At 36.8% G+C, this 26,734-nt stretch carries 17 protein-coding genes; 14 read left to right on the top strand and 3 right to left on the bottom strand.

The window, feature by feature from the left end; translation table 11 throughout:
- The first annotated feature begins 118 nt into the window (after positions 1-118).
- The 9 genes from FMM05_RS13230 (at position 119) to FMM05_RS13190 (ending at position 13,676) form a co-directional block, all read left to right on the top strand.
- Positions 119-2,023, top strand: coding sequence for an ATP-dependent nuclease (locus tag FMM05_RS13230; RefSeq protein WP_143373874.1), 1,905 nt, complete (start codon positions 119-121; stop codon positions 2,021-2,023).
- On the top strand, positions 2,007-4,001 hold the full coding sequence (locus FMM05_RS13225; protein ID WP_143373873.1) for a UvrD-helicase domain-containing protein: 1,995 nt from the start codon (positions 2,007-2,009) through the stop codon (positions 3,999-4,001). The genes FMM05_RS13230 and FMM05_RS13225 overlap by 17 nt, the downstream gene beginning before the upstream one ends.
- Before the next feature lie 3 nt (positions 4,002-4,004).
- Positions 4,005-5,225: a Shedu immune nuclease family protein gene (locus tag FMM05_RS13220; RefSeq protein WP_143373872.1), complete on the top strand. Its 1,221-nt coding sequence runs from the start codon at positions 4,005-4,007 to the stop codon at positions 5,223-5,225.
- A 283-nt stretch (positions 5,226-5,508) separates the two neighbouring features.
- Positions 5,509-5,811 (top strand): hypothetical protein, encoded by a 303-nt coding sequence (locus FMM05_RS13215; RefSeq protein ID WP_143373871.1) that lies wholly within the window; start codon positions 5,509-5,511, stop codon positions 5,809-5,811.
- Positions 5,798-8,452 (top strand): hypothetical protein, encoded by a 2,655-nt coding sequence (locus tag FMM05_RS13210; RefSeq protein WP_143373870.1) that lies wholly within the window; start codon positions 5,798-5,800, stop codon positions 8,450-8,452. Before FMM05_RS13215 ends, FMM05_RS13210 begins: the two co-directional genes overlap by 14 nt.
- A 70-nt stretch (positions 8,453-8,522) precedes the next feature.
- Entirely contained in the window at positions 8,523-9,362 is an 840-nt protein-coding gene (locus FMM05_RS13205; protein ID WP_143373869.1) for a hypothetical protein, read from the top strand.
- A gap of 69 nt (positions 9,363-9,431) precedes the next feature.
- The gene (locus tag FMM05_RS13200) at positions 9,432-10,832 is read left to right on the top strand and encodes a hypothetical protein (RefSeq protein ID WP_143373868.1); all 1,401 of its coding nucleotides are present in this window, start codon (positions 9,432-9,434) and stop codon (positions 10,830-10,832) included.
- Between the two features lie 141 nt (positions 10,833-10,973).
- The gene (locus FMM05_RS13195) at positions 10,974-12,848 is read left to right on the top strand and encodes a DUF4209 domain-containing protein (RefSeq protein ID WP_185965586.1); all 1,875 of its coding nucleotides are present in this window, start codon (positions 10,974-10,976) and stop codon (positions 12,846-12,848) included.
- 552 nt (positions 12,849-13,400) lie between these two features.
- Positions 13,401-13,676: a helix-turn-helix domain-containing protein gene (locus FMM05_RS13190; protein ID WP_143373866.1), complete on the top strand. Its 276-nt coding sequence runs from the start codon at positions 13,401-13,403 to the stop codon at positions 13,674-13,676.
- A 125-nt stretch (positions 13,677-13,801) separates the two neighbouring features.
- Here the strand turns inward: FMM05_RS13190 and FMM05_RS13185 are convergent, their stop codons facing one another.
- Both FMM05_RS13185 and FMM05_RS21010 read right to left on the bottom strand, forming a co-directional pair.
- Positions 13,802-15,367 carry a recombinase family protein gene (locus FMM05_RS13185; protein WP_143373865.1) on the bottom strand — a complete coding sequence of 522 codons (1,566 nt, stop codon included), beginning with the start codon at positions 15,365-15,367 and terminating at the stop codon, positions 13,802-13,804.
- 71 nt (positions 15,368-15,438) lie between these two features.
- Positions 15,439-15,585 carry a hypothetical protein gene (locus FMM05_RS21010; RefSeq protein ID WP_185965585.1) on the bottom strand — a complete coding sequence of 49 codons (147 nt, stop codon included), beginning with the start codon at positions 15,583-15,585 and terminating at the stop codon, positions 15,439-15,441.
- A gap of 235 nt (positions 15,586-15,820) precedes the next feature.
- Between FMM05_RS21010 and FMM05_RS13180 the strand changes: the two genes are divergently transcribed.
- Positions 15,821-16,537: a hypothetical protein gene (locus tag FMM05_RS13180; RefSeq protein WP_143373864.1), complete on the top strand. Its 717-nt coding sequence runs from the start codon at positions 15,821-15,823 to the stop codon at positions 16,535-16,537.
- A 27-nt stretch (positions 16,538-16,564) separates the two neighbouring features.
- On the opposite strand, the gene FMM05_RS13175 is transcribed toward FMM05_RS13180, so the two are convergent.
- Entirely contained in the window at positions 16,565-16,858 is a 294-nt protein-coding gene (locus FMM05_RS13175) for a hypothetical protein (protein WP_143373863.1), read from the bottom strand.
- Between the two features lie 472 nt (positions 16,859-17,330).
- Here FMM05_RS13175 and FMM05_RS13170 point away from each other — a divergent pair, with 472 nt between their 5' ends.
- The 4 genes from FMM05_RS13170 to FMM05_RS13155 all read left to right on the top strand — a co-directional run bounded on the left by FMM05_RS13170 (position 17,331) and on the right by FMM05_RS13155 (position 26,732).
- On the top strand, positions 17,331-17,702 hold the full coding sequence (locus FMM05_RS13170; protein WP_143373862.1) for an RNA polymerase sigma factor: 372 nt from the start codon (positions 17,331-17,333) through the stop codon (positions 17,700-17,702).
- 238 nt (positions 17,703-17,940) lie between these two features.
- The gene (locus FMM05_RS13165; protein ID WP_143373861.1) at positions 17,941-19,557 is read left to right on the top strand and encodes a T9SS type A sorting domain-containing protein; all 1,617 of its coding nucleotides are present in this window, start codon (positions 17,941-17,943) and stop codon (positions 19,555-19,557) included.
- A 158-nt stretch (positions 19,558-19,715) separates the two neighbouring features.
- Positions 19,716-22,997, top strand: coding sequence for a hypothetical protein (locus FMM05_RS13160; RefSeq protein WP_185965584.1), 3,282 nt, complete (start codon positions 19,716-19,718; stop codon positions 22,995-22,997).
- Between the two features lie 21 nt (positions 22,998-23,018).
- Entirely contained in the window at positions 23,019-26,732 is a 3,714-nt protein-coding gene (locus FMM05_RS13155; protein WP_143373859.1) for a DUF6443 domain-containing protein, read from the top strand.
- Positions 26,733-26,734 lie beyond the last annotated feature (2 nt).

The following is a 26,734-nucleotide window of genomic DNA, read 5'->3' as shown; positions in this document are numbered from 1 at the left end:
GGATATAAAAGTGTACATCGCTAACGATATAATGAGGTAAAGAAATCATTTATTATATTTAATAGAGTACGAATATTAAGTTTTAAAGGAGATTAGATATTTAAATACCAACCAATACATGCACTTATCAAAACTTAAATTATGGAATTTCAGAAAGTTTGGCTCTAATGAAGAATTCAATTTGGATAAACCACATCTTAATTTAGATTTCACATCGGGTCTTAACGTATTAATTGGAGAAAATGACTCTGGAAAAACAGCCATAATTGATGCAATAAAATTAGTTTTAAAAACACATTCTTACGAATGGCTAAGAATTGAAAAAGATGATTTTCACTATAATTCAACCAGATTAAGGATTGAATTAATGTTTAAGGATTTGAGTGATGATGAAGCTAAAAATTTTACTGAATGGTTAAGCTGGGAAGGTACTGGAGAAAATATAATACCGACTTTAAAATTGTCCTACGATGCAAATATTAACAATGGTAGAATTATTCCGTCGGATATAAAAGCCGGAGCTGATGATATAGGATATTTATTGACAGCTGGAGCAAGAGAATTTTTAAAAGTAACATATCTTAAACCTCTAAGAGATGTAAAAACTGATTTAGTTCCTAAGAAAAATTCAAGACTTTCTCAAATTTTTCAAGAGCATGAAGCATTTAAAGGTAAAGATGAATCACACCATTTAGTAGGAATTTTCAAGAGCTTCAATAATTCTATTAAAGAGTATTTTCAAGGTAAGGATGGGCAAGAAAACATTTTAGTTGATGATAAAAATGGTAAAGAATTAAAGGATGAAATTGATAAACATTTGAAATCGTTTTTTGATCGAACTAAAGAAACGGATATAAAAGTTAGCGAAGGAAAACTTAAAAATATACTTGAAAAATTAGAGCTATTAATTAAAGATGAGGTCAATGTGGGCTTAGGAACATTGAATAGATTGTTTATGGCTTCTGAATTATTACATCTTAATAAAAAGAACTGGGATGGAATCAGACTTGGTTTAATTGAAGAATTAGAAGCGCACCTCCATCCTCAGGCTCAGATGCAAGTTATTGAATCATTGCAAAATCAAAATAATCTTCAACTAATATTAACAACTCATAGCCCAAATTTAGCTTCAAAAGTTGGTTTAAATAATTTGATTATATGTACGGACAGTTATGCATTTCCCTTGGGAAAAAAATACACCAAATTAAAAGAATCAGATTATCCTTTTCTTGAACGATTTTTAGATGTAACCAAATCAAATCTATTTTTTGCGAAAGGTTTAATTTTTGTCGAAGGAGTTTCCGAGGAATTAATATTACCGTCGTTAACGGATAAATTATTTGAGTTAGATTACTTAAGTAATGATTTGACTTCGGCTAGCGTTTCAATTATTCCAATAGGTAATACAGCATTTTTAAGATATTCAAAAATATTCCTAAGAAATCATCACCCTTACATGGATATTCCTGTTAGCATTGTGACTGATTTGGATTTAAGGCCAATTGAATTTGCTTTGAAATACAATATTCCTAATGAGAAAAAAAAAGAAAAAAACATAATTACTGAATACGATGTCGTAAATTTTAAAAATAATAAGATTGACAATTTTGAAAAACAATCTTTAAAGGCTTTTATTGGAGATTTTTGGACTTTAGAATATTGTATTGCTTTACATCCCTTTCTGAGAAAAATTCTTTTTAAATCAATTGTCCAATGTCTTGAGGAAATTAGAGCGGATATTTATGATGGCACGAAGGAAAGCTATAAGGGTATTAAGCCGATTTCGCAACTAGATTATGAGACAAAATGGAATGCGTTCATTGATGGCAAAACTGAAGAGCAAGTCGCGTTTGATATGATGTATTACTTCATTATTGATAATAAAAAGATTTCTAAAGCTATGATAGCTATGTATTTCTCTCAATTTTTAAAAACAGATATTGACAGTTTAGAACAAATTGTAATTGCAAATAATCCTATTGAATATCTCATAAATGCTATAAAATATGCTGCCAGAAATTAATGTATTAGAGGAAGATATTAAATATGCAGAGAGTATATTGCTTCCTGGCGGAAAAGTTTTTGATGATGAAAGACGAGAATTTATAAAAAATTTTGAAACGATTGATTTGCAGGCTGTTCCGGGGAGTGGCAAAACTACCGCTCTCCTTGCTAAGTTACTTATCTTAGAAACAAGACTCCCGCTGCTTAATAATAGAGGTGTTTTAATACTCTCACATACAAATACTGCTGTTGATGAAATAAAAGAAAAGATAGGCAAACATTGCCCAAAACTATTTTCTTACCCAAATTTCATAGGAACGATTCAAAGCTTTGTTGATCAATTCTTAGCAATACCATACTATCAAACAAAGTATAAAAACAGACCTTATAGAATAGATAACGAGATTTATAATGAAACAGTTGATAAACTATTTTCAGCCCATCTCAAAGGATTTAATCTACAAGAAAGTAAAAATGCAAAATACTTTATCCGCTCAAATGAAGGGATAATTTATAAATATCGGTTGTCTTTCGCAGACAATAAGTTAGATATAATAAGTGCGTTGAATAAAAATTCAGTCAACGTTGTTAAGCCTAGAAGAGGAAAAGATTGGCAGGATTTTACACAACATGAAAAAGACAGGGTTATAAAGTGGATGGTAAGCTTTAAGCTTAAAATACTTTTAAAAGGAATTTTGCATTTTGATGATGCCTATTTTTTATCCGAAATTTATCTAAAAAGATTTCCCAAAATCAAAATGATTCTCCAAAAACGATTCAAATATATCTTTGTTGATGAAATGCAAGATGTTGATATACATCAATATGATTTATTAGAAAAAATATTCTATGACAATGATAATAGTCTTTCTAATTATCAACGAATTGGAGATAAAAATCAAGCGATTTATAATGGAGATGTAGGATTAGATGAAATCTGGATATTTAGAGACAATGGCAGAACCAAAAATATTAATGGCAGCCAAAGATTATCTCAAAATATAGCAGAACTAGTTGATTGTTTAGCATTAAGCAGAGATGGAAATTTTAAAATTGAAGGTAAAAATGAAAACTGTAATTTAAAACCCCACCTTATAGTATATTCTTTAGAAAACATCAAGAATGTAATTCCTAAATTTTCAGAAATAATTTATAATTATATAGCCTCTGGAGATATCGAAATAACCCAAAAGAATAAATACAAGGTTATTGGTTGGAGTAGAGATAAGATAAATGATATTAATAAGTTAGGTATCAAAGATTATTATGAGGAATTAATTACAAATACTTCAAAGCAAAAGATAGATTATGAGAATTTGGATTCATATTTGATTTTTTTTGATAAAGATAAAAGGACTTTAGAGCCTGTAAGGAAGAATATATTAAACGCTTTAATAAAAATTTTAAGATTTGAGGATATATATTTTTCAAAACGTGAATTATTAGATTATTTAGAAACAACTCATGCCGAGAAATATATTGATCTCAAAAGAAATTTGTACTTATGGAGTATCAATTTAGTTAGAAATAAATTTGAGGAGGTGTATTTATCTGTTAAATCTTATGTACCTGATTTTCTATATATTTTTGGAAAAAATATAAATGAGTCGTCTTCATTTATAAATACAGCATCATCAACTCAACAGATTTTTGTAGCACCAACACCGGTTAAGAATCCCAATCAGGAAAATTTTCATGGTTTTGATATAAATATTTCTACAATACATTCCGTAAAAGGTGAAACCCATACTGCAACATTATATTTGGAAACATACTATCAGAATGGCAATGATAATTACGAAACTCAAAGATTATCTGATCAATTCAAGTTTGCCAATTTCTGTAAAACGAAAAAGTATCACAAACAATCAACGAAAATGGCTTATGTAGGTTTTTCAAGACCTACACATTTGTTGTGTGTGGCGGTATGCAAAACCAGATTTGATTCTCATTTAAGAGATATAAATGCAGATAAGTGGAATATAATTGAAATTTGAATTATGGTAAATTTTGAAGTTATCAACGATGAAATAATTTTCACATATAGTTATTCGGACTATATTAATAATGATTGGGTTCGTGAAGGTCTTAAAAATGATGGCTATATAAATTATAAATCTACCTTTCATTTTACTGATGAGAATTTATATGAAGAGATAATTCAAGAAGATGAGGATGAAAATGCGCTCTCAATTTATGATATGGGAGAATATAAACCAGTATCTTTTGTTTTCGCGAAAAAATCAGTAAACTATTTTAAAATTACACGGGGTATAATAAGCGATAATAGAGATATTTATTTTCATAAAGATATAGATTTGATTTTAGAATATTTTGTTGCAGAAACCAAAATATCCTTATTCAAACAGATTATATCTCTCACTAATCAAGATATTTATATAGGAGGCAAAAAAGAAAATTCAATTCCCTTTGTAACCTTTGAAGGTTTGGTAAAAGAATTCCCTACAACTTATGAAAAAAATTTATATGCGGAAGCAAGAATAACTGCTATAATTAAAAATTATTTTGAAACAACTACTGATTCAGAGATTAAATTTCAAAAATATATCAATAAGAAAGTTTCAAAAAAAGGTGAGAATTTGAGTAAGTTGTTTAAAGAATATGAATTGCAAAAATATTCTACAATACTTGAAAAATTAGAGGGAATGCTCAGTAGTGAAAATTCTTATAATGAAAAAGAATGGCAAAATGAAATTCTAGAAATAATATTAATACTATATCCTAAGTATATCCTTTCTTTTACAAGTGTTAACTTGACAATTGACTCAAAGAAACGGAGGTTTTTAGATTTTATGCTTGTCGATAGTAATGGGAATATAGATGTAATTGAGATCAAGAAGCCTTTCGAGAATTCGATAATGACGGATCGCTTGTACCGTAATAATTATATTCCACACAAAGATTTAACCGGTACGATAATGCAATTGGAAAAATATATATATCATTTAAATAGAGGGGGTGTTTTAGGTGAGAAAAAATTAAATGAAAAGTATTTGGATAAGTTGCCTAAAGATTTAAACATAAAAATAACTAATCCACAAGGTTTAATTATAATGGGTAGAGAAAATAATTTATCTTCAGAACAAAAGTCTGATTTTGAGGTCGTAAAAAGAAAGTATAAAAACGTTATAGATATTCTTACTTATGATGATTTAATCCAAAGATTAAAGTTTACAATAGAACAAATCAAGAAAAATTGATTGAATGATATATGAGTGAGTTTACTAAAAGAACAATTGAATTCATTTTAAACAAAGAAAATGGATCGACGATTTATGCGCATAACTTTTTCATCAAACCGGAGAATGAAATTTTCAAATATAGAAATGAATTGCAAAAGCAATTAAAGGAATACGGGAGCCTTTATTACTAAGCATAAAAGACAATGTTCCTAGAAATATATTCCTTTTACCGGATTATATTGGAAAAGTTTTCGTAGATATAGATTTAAGTAAAAAAAATATTCATGAGTTAAAAGCAATTATGGAGACAGAAGAAAGCAGAAAGTTAATAAAAGATGAGCTTTTTGTGTACAGCACAGAGTTACAAAAAGTAAAATTTTATAGTCTGTTCTATAAAAAATACAAGAAAAAGCTGAAACAAATCGATATTGCGCTTAAAGATAAAATTGAAGAACTTTTTTCGGGGACTACCTTAAGGGCAAAGCAGTTGTATACTAAGCTTTTTCTTCTGTATAAATACACAAAAAATGAACGGAAAACCGCATTTATCAAAACGAAACTGGAAAAATTTCTAAATCAAACCGCTACCCATGAAGAAAAATAAACTCCTGGAAAATCCACAGGATCAAAATGGCACACAGGGGGAAACGCGTAGCAGCGCAATATTATTAAAGCGCTTTCACGTCTACAAAAGTAGTTCGGATCGGCAAGGAGTTGACCTAATGGTTGAAAAGAAGCCTGAAACCGTCCATGAGCTTGAACAGTATAAAAAAGAGTTTCCTGTATTTGGCCTGGTACAGGCAAAATACTTCCAGAAAGGTACAAGCCTCCGTATTCATTCGGATTATGTACAAGATTCCGAAGGTCCCTTTACAAATTTCTTTGCATTAATCCATAGCACCGACGATCAGGACAAGGATCATTGGTATTTCTTTAAAGCGACAGAGATCATAAAAGAATTGCCTTTAAAACGGGATAAACTAGATAATCTCTATTATAGTTTCAGTGTAACAAAAAAAAGGGATTTTAAGCAGTATCGGGATTTGTCTCATACCACTATCAACGACATCATAACCGAACAGATAATCAACACTTCCCGCTTTCGCTACCAGACAATAATTTCAAACGCTGACGCGAAATGGATAAAACAGGAAACCGCCGATAAAAATCTGAACGAACAATTTCATAAAAGTTTTGAAGGTTTACATATTGTAGACAAGCTTTGGCACGCCGTAAGGTATTACAGGGAGTTCGGGCAAATCCTGGCGTGGCGTATGGTGGAAAAAATGGCATTTCGCTCCAAAATCACCGACCAGACCCATTATAACAAGTTTACCCTGAAATCAACCAATCAGGAAATAATCGATTTCTTTGAAAGCATTACCATTACAGATGAAATCAGGTTAAGCAAACCTACTTTTTATAAAGGTGTCAAAAATCCACAGCTAAAGGTAAATGAGATTATCCGTCAACTTAATCAAAGTTGTGTCAGCATTTTTAACGGAAAAGGTCAGGAAAAAATTCACATATCCATTGATGACCCTGGGCAATGCGACTGTGCTATGTGCCATTATGAGAGCCTGGCCTTTAGAACAGCTTTTGAGAAGTCGCAACTTGTTGCGCCTGATGACGTATATTACACGGAACTTCTTTCGGCCCATATACTTTTTCTGTTGGGGCATTATACCTCATCGAAGTTGAAGCTTGAATGGGTAATTAACGAAACAAAAGCATCTAAAGACTTAGTTCCTGGATATATTGCCGTTCATAACTTCGAAATCATACAACGTTCACTACATGAAAATCAAACGGTGGATCTTAACTACGAACTTTTAAAACTTCCTTTAGAATCCGATAAAAAGCAAATTTTAAAATCCATATCTGAAAGAAGCCTTCTTAACGATTATAGGGTATCTGTAGACAAACTCTACCTCCAAATTAAGGAATTAAAAGACAGGGATTTAAATTATTCAACCGGACAGACAATTGAGAAACTACGGTCGAAAATAATAGAATGTTACTTTTTCTACCGAGGAAACAGGTGTTTTTTTACTAACGAATTTGAGCTAATATTTGAAAAATACGTCGAGTGTTGTTGCATCTCTTATTCGATGCAAAGCGAATACAGGAGCCATTTGGCCGCTTTTGGCGATTTTGAAATTACCATTATGCTTTTGTATTGCCGTCCGGAGAAACTCCTTCGATTTATACAACGAAATAATTTGGAAAGCATAAAATGTACAGATGAGGGCAAAAAACATTTTAAAGAATCCCTTAAAAATTTTTTAGATGAAAAAAATATAACTTTTTTGGATGAGCAGATTAGACACCGGAATAACAGGACTGAAAACCCTGCACTGCGGCAAAAAATTGTCTCTGTATTTACCAATGCCTGTTATCTTATCAGCTACTTAGAATTTGACTTTGAACAAAAATTTCTGAACGCTTTTTTTGATCTTGCCATCAAAGTTGACTTTTCAGCGCACGACTTAAGCGTCCTGTCGTTTATTGTATTGGACAAATATGAATCGTTAAGTGATGAGTCACTTACAAACCTTTTAAAATCAATTCTGGATCGACAGGACGAAGCTTCCTATCTTCCGGCTAATATCCTGAATGCACTAAGAAAGAAAGGTTTTAGCTTAACAGATGAAAAGTTGTTTGAAGAACTATCAAAAATAGCCGTGAAATCCCCCACAATCAACTTGATACCGGCACTTTGGAAAATTCTCAGTTTAGAATCTAGGAAACAGTTTCAAGTAACTATTACCAACAGCCTGATATCTGATTTCCATCCATCATTGTATTGCGAAGCAGTATGCATAGATATTTTAGACACCCCATTAGAATTCCTGGATCAGTATTGTGTCCGGATTCGTCAGCTTTTAGGACGTAGCAGATACTATTTTCAAGACCACAATAACCCGATTACCGGATTGCCGTCTTATATGCATGAAGAGTTGGATGATTTCATTCAAGTACTTCACAAATTAGGAAAGGAAAATTTTGAAAATACATTGCTGGATCAAATCATTAGCTTACACCCTTATTTTTATTTCTTTATCAACCTTAACAATTACGAGACAGATGGATTATTTGAAATAAACTGGCTTACTGATGATTATTCCAATCGCAAACTCGAACTGGTAAAGGCAAACCAAAATGCAAGCAGGATGGTAAAAGAAAAAATAAAATATTCTCACAACAAAGGGCTGCTAAGAAAAATTGCCTACCACTTCCTATAAAGTACACTGAAATCATCTAAATTGTTTGCAATTGACTTATCAAAGCACTTTCAAATTAAAGAGTTGAAGAATGGACATTAGAAATTTGGAAATAAATGACTTTTGGTGCCGGTTGAGTGACCGTGTATTCAGTATCGGATTAGGCATTCTGCCTAAAGATATACATTGCACGTTGGTATTCGATAACCTATTAGAGGACGTAAATTTTCATCTCACAAAAAACACCGCTAATCACAATGATAAACCACAAATAAAGATTGTAATAATCAATAAAGAAGTATTATACCAGATGGCAGAAGACATTCTGCCATCGTTTTTCACAAATATTCTAGAGCGGTTCGACATGAAAAGCTACAGGGAAAAACATAACGATGAAGTTGGTTTTATTTCTACAACTGAAATAGAAAATTCCGATTTAGAAGCAGTATTCAAAAACGCGATATCTGAAGCTTTTTCTGATATCTCTAAGATCAAGTCAGCTGGAAAAAAACTTGAAATTAAAGGTGACATTAATTCTAAACTCGAAAATTTTGTGATAAAAGACGAATTAGTTGATTTTATCTTTAATACAGCTGAGGCGATAGAAGAATCCTATGAAAAATCCCTTGATGGAGGCATCCTTTTGACACAAGAAGAAGCGACACATATTTTTCGAATCGACAGTGAATGGTATACCTTCAAAAATTTGAGTGTATTTGAATTATTGAGTCTCTTTGTAACCCGGAAAACCGCTTACCAAATTATTTGCAGAACAATCAATGCACTGGAGGTACTCAAAGAGGCAAAGACCTACGGGGATACAGAAAAATACAACTACCCAATACGGATAGTTTTGCCTGATACGGATTTAGATGCATTTATTTGCCCAAAATGTAAATTATCCGGATCAGAACACGATTTACATGCTTAGATGAAATTTCAATAAAATTGATGTTTTCTTCTTAGTTAATTATTAATGACTAAAAAAAGGCTAAAAAAAATGGAACCTAATATGAAGGACTTTCAGATGGAAATTGCCATCATTAAGAAGATTGAAGAGCTAAGTTCCGAACAAGTTAGTCTACCTTTGTTAGAAGGCCAGGCATATATCACAAAAATAAATAGGGAGTTTGAGTTAAGTTTTGAAGGGATATTCCGTAACCCTGAAAAAGGCTTGATGGATATGGTTTTAAAAGGTAAATCATACAAAATTACCTCACACGATTTTGATAGTTCTTTACAGAACCTCTTTCGTAATCTTCCTGCTAAGCATACATTCAGTATCAACGGCATGTATAAAGGCAACATTATGGATAAATCCAAGTTCAGAATGTTCTTTTTTGATACTTCCAATGGAAACCGTCCATTTTATCTCAAATTGGAATCTCCAAAGCATGATGGGGTAATACCCTGGGCCTTCCATAGTGTACGGATTAATACTGGAAAAGCAATCTACGATATTGTACAGCATGAGCAGGATAGTATCAGCTATATCGTAATAGAAAATCTTACACCTGTAGATTTTGAGAATTTTCAAAAAGATTCATATGCTATCCAAAAGGGCATTGGCTTTCTTACCGGCTATATGCCAGGTGGCGAACATTATATATTCTCGGATACTGACTTTCAATATAACAGGTTAGCAAGGGTATCGTTAAAGTCCATATACTATCCGGTAACATCTAACCCATCTCCCTTTTCATATGAATTTTCCAATAGCGAAAAAGAGGAAATGAAAAGTTTTAAAGACCTGCTTATCAAAATCCCTTCTTCCGTAATTTCGACATTTGTAACCCAGATACGTGACAACGAAGATCTATCCGTCGCAATTTTATTCTTAATAGAAGTTTCCCATCTAAAATCGATAGTTTCTATGCCAGGCGTTTTCTCAGTAATACTTGAATCGCTGGCTAATATCATAATAAACCCTTCACAAATGCGGTCAAACCTTATCACCGACAAGAAACTCGCCCAAAAAATTGTCAGCGAATTGAATACCGTTTTGGATAAATACACTTCAAGAATTCATCCAGATGCTGTTATCAAAATCAGAAGGAGAATAGCTGTGTTAAATAGCCCCATAAAAACGCAAAAAATTACCAATGCTATGAAACTTAGGGAACCTTTTGACCAATTGGGTATCCCTCTTTCTCCTTCAGACGAAAAGGCCATTGACTACAGAAACTACCTGCTACACGGAAATATTTTGATGAATGATGGATCAGAGCGTAGCAGCGAAGAAATTGACGATCATATGTTTTACATAAGTTCAAAACTGTATACACTCATAAGTAAGCTCCTTTTAAAAAACTGTGGTTTTAGTGGCTATGTCATTAACCATGCAAAATTTCGCAATGGTAAAAATATCCAGGACGAGTCAGATTACTTTGAACTGATTTAGAAGTAATCCAACTAATTCCGGAAAATTTTAAACTGCAAGTGAGTTTAAAAATGAGTTTTGTAAAACTCCGGTAAAATAGCCAAAAGAAAAATACTCGGCCACCTAACATCGGTTTCAAGAGCTATGCAAAAAAGAAAAAAAATGAAAGATTACGACAATCTTATTGATACAATAGGTTCGCTTGAAGACCTATACTGCTTTGTCGATGATGCCTCACTGGAGATAGAAGAAGGATATGATGCCGCGGCACCCTTCCTTAAATACAGGTCAAAGACACAAGACCCGATTGAAAAACAACTGTTAACTTGGGAAATTGAAGTCGCCTGTTTTTCGTTCATAGGCAGTGAAATTTTTTCTTTCGCGGTCTCAAATGCGACCCAGCCCGGGAGCATAGTATTATATCCTGACCGGGAGCGGATGGAAAATGAAGCCATTACCTACATTACTCAACGAGCCCGTGAGGCAAATTCAGCTTTATTACGAGGACGTTACAACCAATTATTATGGCAATACCCTGCCACAAAAAACCGAAAGTTCGCTTTAGCAGCATATAACTGCTATTGTGAGGTTATCCAAAATTGTACCGAACGCGACAGCAGAGACGGGGGAACCATCTCAAGCTTAGTGGCCAGGATATTGGAAAATACCCTCGGGCTGGTGACTTCTGCCGGTATTGAACCTGCCATCCTTAAAGAAAGGATTAAAGAACTATTAAACAACCAAAGTATTCCGTTTGCAACCAAACACAGCGTTATAGAACATATGTTAGGAGCGGGTAAAGTGTTTAAAGTCGTAGATTTCGATGGCCTTTTGCAATTATTCGAGTCCGAGATCCAAAAGGTAATAAAAAACAGGATTGATGACTTCATGCTCCTTAATTATTATTTACCTACGGCAATTAAAATATCCGAAAAAGTAAAGGCAAACGCTCAACCGTGGTATGAGCAAATGGGTTACCTCAATCTGGGTATGGCTGAGAAAGAAACCGATAAGCAACGGGACTGGATTAAGCTAACCTATTATACTGCAGCAATAGAAGCCTTTAGACTTAGCGGAAATTCCACAGAAAAAAAACGCACTGAACAACTGCATTATGAGCTGAAAAATGGCGTAACACTAGAGCATCACATTTATCATTTCGATGATGATGAAATCCAAAGGCGTGTACAAGTAGATGATTTACTGAAAAAAAAGGCTAAAAGGTTACATAAGCTGCCCCTGAAAGAATTCTATGGCCTGTTATCAAAAGGACTTTTTTTTCCAAAGTTTGCTGAGATTCTTAAAATTACACAAGACGGTAGCGTACCTTGGCTCAAGGGAATTTCGAACTATCATTTTGACGGAAATAAAAATATTTCAAAGCTGGAAAATGAACAGGAACAAAAACACCATATTCTTGAAGTATATGGCAATCTGTTATCCGACCACGCGCTACCGCTGTTGCATTATACACTGATTGGCGGAATCAGGGAAGGACGTATTACCGTGAACAACTTTATGGAGTTTCTCGTCGAACACACATGGATTGGAAAGCCGACTATTTCATACAATCTCAATGGTGAACCGCATCAAACAAATTGGATTTTTCAGGTGGCTCCGGCAATCACCGAATTTATACACCAGGTGCGCGCATGGGGTGAAAGTGATTATTATAAACCCAGCTTCATACTTTGTACCGATAGTTTAGCCTTAAAACTTGAGGGGCTTTTCCGTAGCTTCAGCCAACGATTAAATGTATCCACAAGTATAGGCAAGCGCAAGGGGACGCAGGAAGCCCTAGCTCACGACATATTAAATAACGAGGCAATCCGTAAATATTTTGACGAAGATGACCGCTTATTATTTGATTACGTGTTTTCCAACGAAGGTGGTCTTAATATCCGCAATAACATTGCCCATTGCTTCTATAGCCCTGAAGAATACCATCCCGATAAAATGTTACTGCTCCTCGCCGTACTCCTACGGCTAGGTAAATACGATATTAAAATAACAGAAGGAGATACGGAATCGCAATAATTCTCGCGTTGACTATGTGATAGATTGCTCGCAGTAATCTCTAGTGAGTTTAGAGTAATAAAACGTTAGAATTTAGTAAACTTGAACTCATACTTACAAAGTTCTAAAGAGTCAATTAGTTCAATGCAAAAACTTAAAGCATTTAAATCAATTTGTCGTAACTCGTTGCAATTTGAAAACTTAGAGATGAAATACCCTTTTTACAGGGTTTTAGTTCGAAGTTCGATTAGCGGCCGAAACTGACGTTCTAGCTAAAGTGGCAACCTAAACATAACTAAACTCTAAAAATTGCACATATCCAATATTGAAACGGTTTCTATCTGTATTTTTTGATTTTTGGTTTATCTTTTTTACACTGTTGCGCCCCCGGGCTCCCAAACCCTCTGTAAGATTACAACCTCTCTGCATATGAAATTTTGCAAACAAAATTATCTCTACAGAAATGTAGGGCCAAACAATGTCAAATAATTGATAACTCAAAACAAATTTCAATTTGAATGTAACTTACTTCTACAGTATAAATAAGTGGTAAACTTAAAATATGATCGAAGTATGAATGTAGAACTTATAACTAGAGACGATCTTGAGCAATTCAAAAAAGAATTGCTGGAAGAAATACGCCGTTTTGCAATCTATCCCCAAAAGGCGGGTGAAACCTCGAAAACCTGGCTTAAAAGTTTGGAGGTACGTAAACTATTAGGCGTCTCAGCTGGCACACTACAGAATCTAAGGATAAATGGAACTTTGCCATATACAAAAATAGGTGGCCTAATGTATTATAAATATGAGGATATCCTGAAACTAATGGATGGAAACACTGCGCGTTAATATGTAATACTTAAAGAATTTAAAGTAAATGTAGTATTTCATAATTCAAATCATTAAATTTGTATCAGTTACCGCTCAAATTAAATGTGAACAATTCGGTGAGCATATAATTGAGGATGAACACATTATACTGATTCAGATACGCTTACAAATAAAGGTTGTCGGACTGCCACCCCGACTTCAGAGGACAAAATGGATGAATTTCCATTTTGTCCTTTTTTATTTTTAACCAAATTGCTGTTTATCAGGTAAATAATCCGCACTGCTTCATTGACCCTACCAGTTCGAAGTGCATTATTTTCAAAACCCATTTTTTCAGGGAACATCGAACTAATGATATTGCGCTTTAATTCCGGCTCTGCCGCCTCATACACACAATCCAGCTTCATCAGGTTGCCGATGCCCTGTTTCAGCAATGCCCGAACATCTGTTGTATCCTGGTTCAATCCGGCCAGCTTCGCCTTCAGCCGTTCCAGCTTCTCGCTGTTGCCCGTTTTCATCTCCCGGTAGTCCTCCGGCTCAATCTGTTTGGAGATCAGCAGCTCACGCAGGTAGTCCAGCTTTTCCTCCATTGCAGCAATATCCTTTGACAACTGTTTATGGTCTTGCTGAATATCGTGGGTCTGTCCCTTCCAAACCTGTTCAACGACCACCCTGAATACATCCGCTAATTCCTCACGCAGGATATAACGCCTCAGTTCGTTTAAAAACTGGTCATTGGCACTATCCGCCCGGAAACGGAAATTACAGCCTCCAAAGCAGTGGTAATAGGCATAATACTTCGTATGCCCTTTAGAAGAGCTGCCCGTAAGCAGCTTAGCGCATTGGGGGCATTCCAAAAAGCCTCTTAGAGGCAACAGGGGCGCAGATACGACCTTCGTCTTATACTGGTTCCTTTTCCTGCCGTCCAGCATGTCCTGTACGCGGTAAAACAGGTCTTCGGTAATCAGCGGCTCGTGCAGTGCTTTTACAAAGTGGCTGGCATCACCTTTATGCTTAGGTACGAATATCTTTCCGCAATACACCGGGTTACGGATAGCAAACCAAAATAAGGACTTGGTTTTGTTAAACCCTTTCTTGCGCGCAAGCTTATACACCTGCTCGGTATTAAATACACCCTGTGCTATTTCCTCATAAGCCCAGCGGATAATACCCGCATACGGCTCTAAAGGCTCAATAGATTTCTTTCCGCTATCATCTGTCTTGTTAATGTAACCGACCGGAGCCAATCCCATATACCTGCCATCCTTCATTGCCTGCCGCATACCGTCGATAACGTTCAGCGCCCTGCGCTCGTTCTCTACCTGCGGGGCAGCAAGGTAAAAAGCCAGCATCAGCTTGTTTTCCGGCACGGACAGGTCTAAAGGCTGCTCGACAGCCTGCGGTTCAACACCCAGCTTATTCAGGATACTGATCATCTGGTAAGCATCACCCGTATTACGGCTGAACCTATCCCACTTTAAAAACAACATCAGGTCGGTCTTGCCTTTGTTTTTCTTTAATTCCGCAAGATAGGCCTTCCACTCCGGGCGGTTAAAGCTCTTGGCGGAATGGTCTTCAAAAATGACCTTACGCACCTCAATGTGATGTATCCCGCAGTACTTGCGCAACAGGTCTTCTTGGCTGCGCAGGGAATAGCCTTTCGCCTGTTCGTCACTGCTCACCCTGCAATATAAATCAGCTATTTTCATTCTAAAAAGTTTAAGTTATTATCAATCTGACGTGTACCCATACCATTACCATAAAGATACAAAATACAGTATCAAGGCTTCTTCAGGTACTGCGCCACCATTATGGTCGCCAGCAACTGTAAAAATTCCAGCACCATAGCCGCCTGTTCTACCGTTACCTCCATGCCTTTTTTGCGCAGCATCTCCACAACCTGCTCCGGTTTTAGTTTTGTCTCCATTGCACTCCCACATTAATCGTTCTACACCATTCCCCCGTGCAGGGATCTACCGTTCACAAAGGCTAAGATAGTAAATAGTTTTGGTAAAATAAATACTATATAAACTTTTTTATTATCTTTGTTCAAGCGATAAAATTTTTGGAAAGCAATTACAGGCCGAGCCTGCTTTTGGTTAAATTTGTGCAGGTAACACCCTAACCACCGATAGCCGGAACTTAAAAAAATACTGCGGACAATGAATAAGCCCTATAAAGTCACCTACAAAACCTACCTGAACGACCGGCTCAAGCAGGTATCGCTGCATGGACAGCAGACGTACCCTTTATATGTGCAGCTGACCTATGAGCGTAAGACCATTTTCTTTAAGAGCTATTATTTTGAGTTGTTCTCCAAGCCCCGGTACTTCCTCTCGGTCGCCGGGTTGAGCAAAGGGCCATCACTCGAAGAGATCACCACCAAAGAAAACGCGGCCATTGATTTTATCATCAGTAAGTACAAAGATGATTTTTCCATCGAGCTTTTTAAGGAAAAGTATGCCTACTACAGTAAAGACCTCTGCGATGAAACAGAGGGCGGATTTATCGATTACCTGCAAGTCTTTTTTAAGGACGAGGGCATGCCCACGTTTGCCGTGGCCATCAGCCAGGGCGCAAAACTTCGGGTGGCCTACGATGTGGTGCAGGATATGAAACGGGCGCTTACAAAGCCGCTTTATGACAAGTTGGTACAAAATTCCTTGTACTACGCCCCGCCGTACCTGCCGCTTTACGGCTTTATGAAGGAAACCAAAAGCTGGCCGATGCTCTGCCTTACAGTTATGGAATGGGAAGATAAAAAAACAAATGCATTATTTGAGAAATACTTAAAAAAACACTATCCATCCATTAATTCTTGCAAGGTAATGGATGAAGTAGAAAAATGGCTGCAAAATAATCCAACTAAAACATTATAATTGGTGCGATTATTTATTCTGTCAGTGCTAGCTGATTCTGTGACGTATTGTCCCAGTTGCACAATTCACTAATCGCACAAGTGTATGTTGTCCTGCCCAACTCCAACGTTCATTACCGCAATCCTTTTTCCACTGAGTATGTGTCCCATCATAATATACACTATTTCCCTCATGAATTTCCTTTAAGTCAACATCACTGACTTCTTTAGGCGTTTGTGAATTCATTTCATCGATGAGTTCCTGTGTAATGTAAGTGACATCCACTTCTCCTTCAATTATTAGTTTTGCTGTAGCGGTGCGAATTTCTTCTATTGTCATCATATTTCAGTTTTTTAATTAATTTTAAATTTAATACAAAAAATTGATATACAATACATTATGTTGTTTTTTTAGTCATAGTAGGAACGTTTACTGGTATAAAAATTTATCTATTTCGAATAATAGATATTGCAGAATATCGTATTGATAGCAACACATATCAGGATGCTAAGAATTATATAGAAATGCTGCTCGAAAACGATTACTTCCGTATGTCTCCTTATCATAAAGAATCACCTGATAGTTTGTAATAATAAGCTCCTATTAAATTTATTATAAAGTAGTTGATATCTTGATGTTTTATCAACCTATGGAAAAAAAGATTGTGAAGGATCCATATTCCCTTATGAGCTTTGCTCAAGCACCCATGATTTATTAAAACAATATACCGAAAGAGGGTAAGTTGAAGTGTAATTTAATAATTTACTTAAAATCCTCTTCAAAATCAGTATTTTAGCTTTGAAGTTCACCCTGAATGCCACAATACGCCGATTACAGCGATAAAGAATTGTCCTTCCTGCTCAGGCAGGGAGATGAACTTGCCTATGCCGAAATTTATGATCGCTTCAAAGGCCTGTTGTTTGTACACGCTTATAAACGGCTCAACAATCAGGAGGAAGCAGAAGATGTACTCCATGACCTGTTTGCGGCGCTATGGGACAGGAGGATGGAACTTCCTATTGAAACTAACCTCCCTGCCTATCTGTATACCGCCGTCCGTAATCGAATATTTAAGATTATCGCCCATAAGAAGATAACTACTGCGTACCTGGCGCAATCCCAAAAAACGGATGTAAAAGAATATGGTGCCACCGATCATCTGGTGCGTATTAAGGCGGGCTTTTAATCTTAAAAATGATGAAAAAAATATTATCACACACTATTATAATATTCACACTGCTTATACTAAGTGGCTGTAAAAAAGACTGGCTGGACGCTAAAATTTGATACTACTTTTCCGCCGATAAAATCGCCTGTTAAACTTAAACCTTACTTATTCCTAAGATTCGTAGCAACCAAAGCTACCCTATACAATTATGCATAGACATTACCAACTTGTCTAATTTCTAAAACACCTAAATTTTATGATTAAAAAACTCCTTTTGTTATGGATCATGGTATCCATAATACCTGCACGACTATGTGCCCAAGACATCCTCTGGGAAAAGTCCTATGGTGGGAAACATGCAGAATACCTGCTTGATGCCCAACCTACAGCAGATTATGGTTTTATTCTCGCCGGGAGTTCACTTTCCAAGAAATCCGGCAATAAGACCGAAGATAATAATGGAGACCTCGATTACTGGGTCTGGAAGATGAATGAAGCCGGTGATGAAGACTGGCAGAAAACAATAGGCGGCTCCGGTTCCGACCTTCTATACAGCATAAGAAATACGCCCGATGGTGGCTTTATTCTGGCAGGGTCATCCGATTCCCAGGCTGGTGTTCAAAAGAAAGATTCCTGTAGGGGCAAAGAAGATTTCTGGATCATCAAGCTCAATGCTAAGGGGGGCAATGAATGGGAACGAACCATAGGTGGCCCTGGCCAGGATATTGTAAAAAGTATTATCCCTACTACAGATGGCGGGTATATTATAGGCGGCTCATCATCATCTGACATCAGCGAGAAAGTCTTAAAGGGATTACCTGATCCTTATGGCAAATGGGAAGAATGCCGCGGCAACCTTGACTATTGGGTTATAAAACTGGACTCTAAAGGTGTTGTTACATGGCAGCGCACCTTAGGTGGCAGGTATGCCGATGTACTGGAAAGCATTGAGCAAACAAAAGATGGTGGTTACATTGTTGGTGGGCATTCTAACTCACCCTCCTCAACCGATAAATCGCAAGAAAGCTATGGCGAGGGTGATTACTGGATTGTTAAACTCGATAAAGAAGGAGCTACCGAATGGCAGAAAACCTTTGGCGGCGATGAGGATGACCACTTAAGCAGCATCCTTCAAACCAAAGATGGCGGTTATGTAATTGGCGGCAATTCGGCATCAGCCACTTCGGGCAACAAAAGCAGGTCGAATAAAAAGGGTACTGACTTCTGGATAATTAAACTGGATGAAACCGGCGAAATAAACTGGCAGGAAACGTACAATACCGGCAAGGTTGATATCCTAACCTCGCTGCTTGAAAATGCCGATGGCACATTGCTTTTAGGCGGCTATGCACAAAGTGAAGTTATCGGTACTACCAAATCAGACAAAAAAGAGATCAATGACTATATCGCCATCAAAATATCACCTGAAGACGGCGAGGAACTCTGGAAAACGGCCGTAGGCAGTAAGGGCGAAGATATCCTCAGGAAACTCATTGAAACGCGTGATGGCGGTTACTTACTCGCAGGGACTTCTAAAGGCGAAGTATCACGCGATAAAAATACAGGCAAAGGCAGCAATGATTTTTGGGTAGTAAAACTAAAAGATAAAGACAAGAAAAAAGAAAAGCGCGAAACCCTGCTTGAAGCCATTCCAAACCCTGCAATGCAATTTACGAATATCATCGTGGGCTTTGAGTTTAACAGCGGCACACTTTCCTTATTTGACCTCTCCGGAAGGCAGCTGCAAAGCTTTCCTGTTAGCCAAAGAACCATTCCATTAGACATGGCAAGTTATCCAGAAGGTATCTACCTGGTCGAGGTGAAAACCGATAAAGGGACTGATTCAGTCAAAGTTATAAAATCAAAAAATTAATCAAATATAATTTTATGTCATTTAAGTACAGACTATTTCAAAGGTTGATAGCATTTGTATGCTTAATGCCTTTACATATATTGTATGCACAGGACGAGCCTGTGATCAAAACAGAATTACCCCAAATCGCGCCACCCTCCCCAACAGTAGCGTCATTTATGAAGTTTGAAGAGGTGCCAGTAAACAATTACACCGGGATACCTGATATATCTGTTCCCCTATACAAAATACAGACACGTTCTAAGGATATAGAATTAAACCTGGCTTTAAAATACCATCCAGCCAGTATTGCGGCAGAAGAGGTTGCCAGCTATGTAGGGCTTGGTTGGAATTTAATGGGCAGCGGCACAATATCCCGAACGGTAAGGGGACTTCCCGATGAGTGGAATGATGTTAATAAAAGGATCGGTATTTATTGGGGATTGAGCCGCGATCAGGCAATCAGTTACAACAGTATGTTGTCGTATTTAGCCAATCCGGCGACTGCAAATCAGGCAATTATTAATGAGTTTATCTGGGATGGATTCGAAAAAGGAAAATTTGATTATCAACAGGATCTGTATCAATTCAATTTCCTTGGCCATACGGGAAGATTTTACATAAAAAAAACAGGAACAGGTGTGCTTGAGATTGTCAGGCTGGATAATGACGACACGGTAAAAATAACCTTGGATTATAATTCCTCAGACTACAAGGTCAACTCATTTACCGCCTATGACGATAAAGGATATAGGTTTACTTTTGATGTAAAAGAAACCACGACAGAAAACACATTTTCTGATGCTATAAATTGGGATGCAACTTTGTCGGGTACTTTTACCAGAAGTTACACGTATTATAGCGCGTATCATTTGTCGAAAGTTGAAGATAATAATGATAAAAGCCTGCTAATTTATAAGTATAATGAATCGGATGAGCCTATGATCGAGCAGCAGCAGGACCATTCCCAAACATATACTATTATGTTTGACCAAAATACTTCCACAGTTTTGGCATATCTTACGGCATGTGGCAGTGATGTAAGCGCATTGGAACCTCGCCAGAAATCAAATACGTCTAGCAGGTCAACTCAAACCAAAAAACTAAAGCGTATAGTTGTTGAAGGAAAGGCGATTATTGACTTTACATTAGTCTCAGGAAGAGCAGACGGGAATTCCAATGCAGATTCTCACAGGTTGAAAGAGATTATTATCAGGAAATGGAATGCAAATTATACCATTGCTACTGAGAAAATTAAAAAATTTGAACTTTTTCACAGCTATTCTGAAGTACTTGAAAAACGTATGATATTAGACAAAGTTACTGAAAGTAATTTCGTCGACACGAAGACCATGTCCCATAACCTCTATTACAATACGTTAGAGCGAGGATTGGTTAATCAAACTATTAGTAAAGATTATTGGGGGTACTTTAACCTCATACCGCAAGGCAGATCCGATCTTTACAAAGAAACGTCACCATCATTTTGCACGACAGATGTCTTGCAGAAGATAGGCTTGCCAACCGGTGGCTGCGTTATCTTCAATTTTGAATCAAATACCTATTCTTATATTGGAGATGAACAGCTCACAAATTTTGACGATAATCCTTATAATTGGACTAACCTGGCTAACGACCATACTTTTACAACATCTTCTAATAATACGTCATACGTTTTCACGATTACTGATACACAAGAGGCATTTATTAACTTTTCGACGAATTTTAGAAATTATCCAGGAAATCCGGAGTGGTTTTTAAATATCCATAAAGCTCCGAATCTTACTGCGAGTGTTGGTGGCTTCACGACATACAATGGTGATGTCAGTCCTTGTTCAAAATACATATTGTTGCAACCTGGTGATTATCATGTAAGTTTTTTCAGTCCTGATACGGGGCTTTTTAGTGTAACAAATCAGCAAAATGTTTTTGGTATACAACATAGGTCAAAGAACATAACACAGCACTATCTATATGGCGGTGGTATTAGGATCAAAACTATTGGATATTTTGATGTAGATGTTGATAAGAAATATTATTCAGGGGCAACTTATCAGAATGGAGTTATTCCGGCAAAGCAAAAAAACTACGACTACCAGTTCTTTGACCAGGCTATGAGAAGTAGTGGTTCCCTTACATTCCATAAACCGGTCTATGAATTTACCCGAAATGTACCGGCATATGTGCAATGTGATACAGGAAACTATGTATTAGACATAACATATACTTCAACAACAAGCCATAATAACCTGTTATCACAACGCACTCATGGCTCAGATGTAGGTTATAAAAATGTAACAGTATCAGAGACTGGGAATGGGTACACCCAATATGTTTATACATCGCCCATTGATGAACCGGAAGCCGGATATTCAATGGCCTATCCTTTTAAACCTTCAAAAAATTCTGATTATAGGAGAGGCCTGCTTAAATCAGACAAACTTTATAACAACGCTAATAAATTACAAACTGAAAACACCTATAACTACAGCTTTGATATCGGTGAAGAAGTAACAGGACTAATTATGGCTGAGCCGCAGTCATGCCCATTTACCAGGCTCTTTGCTACTTATAACCATTATAAAAACAACCTGGATACTTGTAGTCCGACCGGCCCCGAGTCATGTACTAACTGCGGAATTCCAACTTCTTTTATTACCTACCAACCGGTCATTGAAGCTTATGGAAGATCGAAACTTACAGATAAATCGACTAAAGAGTATTTTTATAACGGAAGTTTGGTACAGGGAACTGTTGAAATTAAAAGCTTCTTTACCTACAACACTGTTAACAAAAAAATAGAAACGAAAAAAGTTGAAACCTATAATGATGGGTCTGCTATCGAGAATGTTGAAACAAAATATTATTATTTCAACAACACCGCGGCAGCGACATTAAGGAACAATATCGCAGAGATTCAAAAAATTGAATCGCGCAAAAATGGCACCCTGCTTTCAACCCAAAATATAAGCTATGCTACTTTTACAGGTAACAATACATGGTTGCCTTATCTGATTCAAAGCTCAAAAGAGTCGCAAGCATTGGAGACGCGTGTGCGGTTTACGAGTTACGATGAACATAGTAATCCCATTGACGCCAAATTGGAAAATGGATCACCCGTATCCTACATATGGGGATACAATAAGACTTTGCTAATAGCGATGGTGGAAAATGCGTCTTATAGCTCAATTCCCGCAAATTTAATTACCGCAGCCCAAAATGCTTCAGATGGCACGAGCGAGACAACTCTTTTAACAGCGCTGAATAACCTTCGTGCTGCACTTCCGGGAGCGCAGGTTACTGCTTACACCCATCGCCCTTTAGTGGGAGTAAGTACAATAAGTGACCCTAAAGGCTACAAGACATCCTATTCATATGATAGTTTTGGAAGGTTGAAAGAAATCAGGGACATGGATAACAATCTGGTGTCAGAGCATAAGTATAAATACAGGACCGAATAGCAATAGATTTAAACCTATCACATGAAAAATATAATTTACATGATCTTTTTGCTGCCCCTGTTAGCAATCGGTCAGACAGATACACAAAATTACGTATTAACTTCTACTTACCGTGATCCTACTACCAGTAGTAATTCCAGCCTTGCAAAACGTGATATTACGTATGTTGACGGCCTAGGACGGCCAATTCAGAAGATATCAGGAAAAGGATCATCTACAGGTAAAGACGTCATCACACACATCGAATATGACACTTATGGAAGGCAACTTAAAGAATATCTCCCATACGTTGCAACAACGGATAATCTATTTTTTGACGCTTCAGCGAGAACCAGTACATTAAGCTATTACACGTCTAGTGAATACGAAGATACATCAAATCCATATAGTGAACAATTTGTTGAGGCATCCCCTAATGGAAGGGTACTTAAGCAAGCTTCACCCGGTGACCCATGGCTTGGGAATCCAACTACCAGTAATGACCATACCGTTAAATATGCATACCTAACCAATACCGCAACTGAAGTAAAGAGGTTAAGCGCTAACTCCACGTGGAATGGTACAAATAAGGTCTATGATATTTCATTTGTGTCTAATGGCAACTATGCCGTCGGGCAGCTTTATAAGACGATTACCCAAGACGAAAATAAAGCTTCAGCAGTATATTTAGGAACTACGGTAGGTTCTAAATTAAATACTACAGAAGAGTTTAAGGACAAGGAAGGTAAGCTGATTTTAAAAAGGACATTTAATAATAATGCCGATGCGAGTGGAGCTCCTTCATATGAAATATTAGACACCTACTACGTATATGATCAATTTGGCAACCTAAGCTATGTTTTACCTCCGTTAGCTAGTGGCGCGTTGGTTACTGAGTTATGTTATATCTATAAGTACGATGCCCGAAACAGGATAATTGAAAAAAAAATACCGGGAAAACAATGGGAATTCATTGTGTATGATTCACTCGACAGGGTTATTGCGGCGGGGCCAGTCTTCTCGCCTTTTGGAGGTACAAATACAGGCTGGATTTATAGTGTTTACGATGCCTACAATAGATTAGCTTATACCGGCTGGTATGAGGCTTCCAGTGCTAATCCAACCTCTATAACTACAGCAACCCGTAAATCTTTACAAGAGTTGAATAACGGAACAGTTGTAAATGCCACAAGAGGTGCAGGAACTATCGATGGAATAAGTACAGATTATAAGCCCGTTACAACTTTACCAGCAGGATTTAAACTTCTATTGGTAAATTATTATGATGACTACGCCTGGCCAGGAGCACCGGCGGCACCAACAGCAAGTACCGTAATAGAAGCACAAAACGCATTGGTAAATGCAAAAGGAATGTCAACCGGCTCATGGGTTCGTACATTAATCGCCCCTACAAGTGTAATTGGTGAAGTCAATTATGTTATTTATGATAAAAAAGCAAGGCAAATAAGATCTCACAGCAACAATTATCTGGGTGGCTACACGCAAATAAATAGCAATCTGGACTTTGATGGCACTACGCTTTACATCACCACGAAACATAAGAGGTCAAGTAGTGACCAGGAGTTATCATCCAGCGAATATTTTACATACAATGCCCAGGATATGCTGGTAAAGCATACGCATCAAATAGGAAGCCTTGCTACCCAATTGATGTCTTACAATGAATACCTTCCTTTAGGCGAGCTAAAACGCAAAAAAGTAGGAGGAACTGACATTACAGGTTCAACGGCACTTCAATTTGTTGACTATATCTATAATGCGAGAGGATGGCTAATCTCAATAAACAATGTTGTTGGTCTCACCTCATCAACTGCCCCCCAAGACCTGTTCGCTTTTAAAATAAATTACAACAGTGCAATTTCAACGGATGTCAATGGTTCAGTAATCCCCCAATACAATGGCAATATAGCTGAAACCTCTTGGCGTACGTCAAGTGATAATATCCAAAGAAGATACGGTTATAAATACGACAATTTAAAAAGGCTTACGGATGCTTGGTACCAAATTCCCCAGTCATCAGTACAACTTAGAAATTCATACAATGAACATACAAAATATGATAAGAACAGCAACATTCTTAACCTTGTCCGTAATGGCGAGCTTGATAATAGCAGTAGTGTAATAGAGACAGATAATCTTGCTTACACGTATCATTCAACGAAAAAAAATCAGCTTGTAAGAGTTGAAGATAGTGTTCCAGGTACTTACGGTTTTAGCGATGGATCAAGTACTCCTACCGACGAAGATTTTACCTATGATGAGTTTGGCAACCTTAAAACGGACCTTAATAAAGGTATTACAAGTATTATTTACAATCACCTCCACTTACCTGTCACGATTCAGTTTGGAGGAACGAACAAAAAAATAACGTACCTTTACGATGCTTCCGGAAAGAAGCTACAAAAGGTTGTTACCAACACAGCTGTTTCGCCTGATCCCATAACGACTGATTATTTAAGTGGGTACCAGTATAAAAATAACGTACTGGAATTTTTTCCAACAGCAGAAGGCTATGTAAAAGCAACAACTGTAAATTCAGTAAGCTATTACAACTATGTATTCAATTATCTGGATCATCTGGGTAATGTTAGGGTAAGCTATACCGTAGACCCGGTTGACAACGTTCTTAAAATTCTTGAAGAAAACCACTATTACCCTTTTGGCTTAAAGCATAATGGTTATAATGTAAACCAAAATATACTTGATGGAAGGACAACCTTTCCGCCTGTTGTACTTACCCCAGTTATAAATCCAGGCGATATTACTTTTAAATATAAGCACAACGGCAAGGAACTACAGGACGAACTTGGGCTTAATATCTATGATTATGGCGCGAGAAATTATGATCCAGCTATAGGGCGATGGATGAACATTGATCCCAAAGCTGAAACATCCAGGCGATTCTCTCCTTATGTCTATGCCCTTAATAACCCTGTATATTTCCTTGATCCTGACGGGATGGAATCCGAAGGATGGATCGAGCAAATTGGCGAAGGAGGCAGTGCCACTTATACTTATAATGCGTCTGTAAATACCGTTGCAGAAGCAGAAGCCGCAGGGTATGCCGGTGCCACCAATGTTTATGGAAGTGTAAGTGTAAAAGCTAATGACAACTCTTATTCATTTAATTTAAATGAAAACGGTTCTGTTACCGATAAGACCAACAACTACCCATATATGGGTTTTAACGGAAGCATGACCACGAATGGCGGTACGACAATTAACACCCAATCTTTCCAAAATACTATTGATGACAATGCTTACGCGAATTGGCAAAAAAATGCTCATGGTGGTATAACTCCAATGGAATTTAGCTCTCCTATTTTCAATTGGGGATGGGCGGTAAAAGGAGTTAGTGGTATATTTGGAGCGTTATTTACTAGTGAAGCTGCCGCAACAACGGAGGCAGTATTGGCAACGGAAAGCGGAATAGAGCAGTCAAGAATTCTTGGTGCATTGGGTGAAAATGCCGTTGGTGTTGGTCAAAAAACTAGAATCCCATCTCTAACAGGCACTGCTAAATATAGAATTCCAGATATACTTACAAAATCTACATTAGAAGAAATTAAAAACGTAAGCCATCAAAGTTTGACTAAGCAATTAGTTGATTTTCATTTGTATTCACAGGAAAAGAATATACAGATGATATTGTGGACCAGAGCAAACACCACTTTTTCAGGTCCTTTACAGGTTTTGATTGACCAAGGAACCATAGTAAACAAAATAATTCCATAAAA

Source organism: Flavobacterium zepuense (assembly GCF_007097145.1).
GTDB classification, from domain to species: Bacteria; Bacteroidota; Bacteroidia; order Flavobacteriales; family Flavobacteriaceae; genus Flavobacterium; species Flavobacterium zepuense.
This window is presented reverse-complemented; position numbering and strand designations above follow the sequence as displayed.